Source organism: Lactobacillus nasalidis (assembly GCF_016587775.1).
Taxonomy (GTDB): Bacteria; Bacillota; Bacilli; order Lactobacillales; family Lactobacillaceae; genus Lactobacillus; species Lactobacillus nasalidis.
In genome coordinates this window covers 1-1,697 of sequence record NZ_BOCG01000500.1, presented here as the reverse complement: position 1 = coordinate 1,697, position 1,697 = coordinate 1, and the positions used below count along the sequence as shown (strand labels likewise).

The 1,697-nt window shown below is 55.4% G+C and carries 2 protein-coding genes and 1 pseudogene; 2 read left to right on the top strand and 1 reads right to left on the bottom strand.

The window, feature by feature from the left end:
- Positions 1–494 (bottom strand): GNAT family N-acetyltransferase (locus tag lacNas_RS09700; protein ID WP_201330327.1); only part of this gene is annotated, 494 nt, incomplete at its 3' end.
- A 220-nt stretch (positions 495–714) separates the two neighbouring features.
- Between lacNas_RS09700 and sufC the strand changes: the two genes are divergently transcribed.
- Both sufC and lacNas_RS09690 read left to right on the top strand, forming a co-directional pair.
- Entirely contained in the window at positions 715–1,494 is a 780-nt protein-coding gene (gene sufC / locus lacNas_RS09695) for a Fe-S cluster assembly ATPase SufC (protein WP_201330326.1), read from the top strand.
- A gap of 10 nt (positions 1,495–1,504) precedes the next feature.
- A pseudogene (locus lacNas_RS09690) lies at positions 1,505–1,697 on the top strand (Fe-S cluster assembly protein SufD); the annotation flags it as partial.

Here is a 1,697-nt window from a genome sequence, read left to right as displayed (position 1 = left end):
TAGGCAATGGACTTGACCATCATTTGGTGGGGGATGCCGGCTTCCATGAAGACCGGGCCGACGTCATGGTAGCCGTTGGCCAGGTAGAAGTCCCGGGCACTGGCTTGGGCGTGCAGGTAGAGCTCCGTCGTGAGCTGGTTTTCAGAAACGTACTGCTCGATCGCCCGCAAAAGCTGGCTGGCAATTCCCCGGTGCCGGGCGCTCTTTTGCACGGCGACGCGGCCGATGTAGTAGCGGCCGTCATCGTTAAAGAAGCGGGCAGCGGCCAGGGAGTCAGTTGCTTCTTCGTTCAGCAGGAAAACGTGGTAGGCATCCAGGTCCTGGTCGTCCAGCTCCGGAACGGTGATCTGCTGCTCGGAGACGAAAACTTCATCGCGGATTCTGGAAATGCAGAAAACTTCTCTGGCTGACAATTCGGAGAAGTGCTTGACTTGAATGTCTTGTGATAAGTCTTTCTTCTTAGAATATTTCACGGTTGGTAATGCTCTTTTCATATTTACTAAATTATTTCTAGCTATTGTAGCAGTCATTATTTTTTTGTCAACCGAATTTGGCCGCCAGGCCCTTTTTTCTAAAAAAATCGCTGATTATGCCGATGATTTGCAATATCTCAAAAAATGCCGCTTTTTTCCCCTGACCGGGTGTAACCACTAGCTATAGTATGTTATAACTAAGCATGACACTAAATTTTGTAGAGACTAGTTGAGGTGAGTCATGTCAGAATTAACAATTACTGATTTGCACGTAAAAATTGCCGGCAAGGAAATTCTCAAGGGAGTGAACCTGAAGCTGCGGACCGGCGAGATTCATGCCATTATGGGACCAAATGGGACTGGTAAGTCAACCTTATCAGAAGCCGTGATGGGCAACCCGGCTTACCAGGTGACCCAGGGCAGCGTCAAGCTGGACGGCCAGGAGCTGCTGGACCTGCCGGTTGACGAGCGGGCCAGGGCTGGGCTCTTTTTGGCCATGCAGTATCCGGCGGAGATTCCCGGCGTCAGCAACGCTGAATTCATCCGCGGGGCATTGAACGCCCGCCGGCCCGAGGGAGATCCGGTGCCGGCCCGGGAATTCCTGCAGGAACTGTATGAAAAGATGGACTTTTTGGACATGAAGGCCGAAATGGCCCAGCGCTACTTGAACCACGGTTTTTCCGGCGGTGAAAAGAAGCGCAACGAGATCCTGCAGATGATGATGATCAAGCCCAAGTTCGCCATCCTCGACGAAATCGACTCCGGTCTGGACATCGATGCCCTCAAGGTAGTTTCCAAGGGCGTCAACGAGCTGCGGGGGCCGGACTTCGGGGCCTTGATGATTACCCACTACCAGCGGCTGCTGGACTACGTGGTGCCGGACAAGGTGCACGTCATGATGGGCGGCCGGGTCGTGGCCGAAGGCGGCCCGGACCTGGCCAAGCGCCTGGAAAAAGAGGGCTACACCAAGCTGCGCGACGAGCTGGGCCTGGACATCGAACTGACGGACGAAGACGTTTAAGGAGGCGGCAATGACTGCACAAGCATGGTTTGAAGAAACGCAGAAAGCCGCGGCCCGGGCCTGCGCCAGCCTGGCCTACCCGGATTTCGCCAAGGTGGACTACCGCGGCTGGCCGGTTGACTTGAAACAGGAGCTGCAGGCCAGCCCGGCCTTCACGGTCCAGGCGGCTCCGGAATTTGCGGCCAAGGGAGCCGTAGCCTGCG

Bases quoted from the DNA above. Each gene is read 5' to 3' on its own strand.
- sufC (WP_201330326.1), top strand. From the start codon at position 715: ATGTCAGAATTAACAATTACTGATTTGCACGTAAAAATTGCCGGCAAG.